The sequence below is a fragment of the Desulfovibrio piger ATCC 29098 genome, from assembly GCF_000156375.1.
Classification (GTDB): domain Bacteria; phylum Desulfobacterota; class Desulfovibrionia; order Desulfovibrionales; family Desulfovibrionaceae; genus Desulfovibrio; species Desulfovibrio piger.
In genome coordinates, this window is the sequence record NZ_DS996351.1 from 325,426 (window position 1) to 325,796 (window position 371).

General features: G+C 57.4%; 1 protein-coding gene. It reads left to right on the forward strand.

Features of this window, described 5'->3' with window-relative positions:
- Positions 1-371: hypothetical protein (locus DESPIG_RS13990; RefSeq protein ID WP_006004042.1), on the forward strand; the 371-nt coding region annotated here is incomplete at both ends.

Consider the following 371-nt stretch of genomic DNA (forward strand, 5'->3'; position numbering starts at 1 on the left):
CCGAAGGCGGCAAGGATATCGAACTGACGGAAGGCACGCTGAACCTGAAGTACGATACCGCGAGCGGCAAGCTGGAGTACAGCTTTGTGCAGGATACGGCGGCTGTTCATAAGAACGGCGAAGCTCTGACGTCAGAAAAGAGCTACGACATCGACGTAACCTTCACGGACAATGTGGGGCAGAACGTGAATGCCGACCTGACGCTGACCATCGAGGACGACGTGCCGAGCATCAGTGCGCAGGCATCTTCCGAGTATGTGAAGGAAGGTGATCAGATCACCGGCACGGTGGACGTCGACTTCGGTGCGGACGGCGAAGGTTATCTGACGCTGGACGGCGAGAAGATGACCAAGAATCCCGAGACCGGGAAG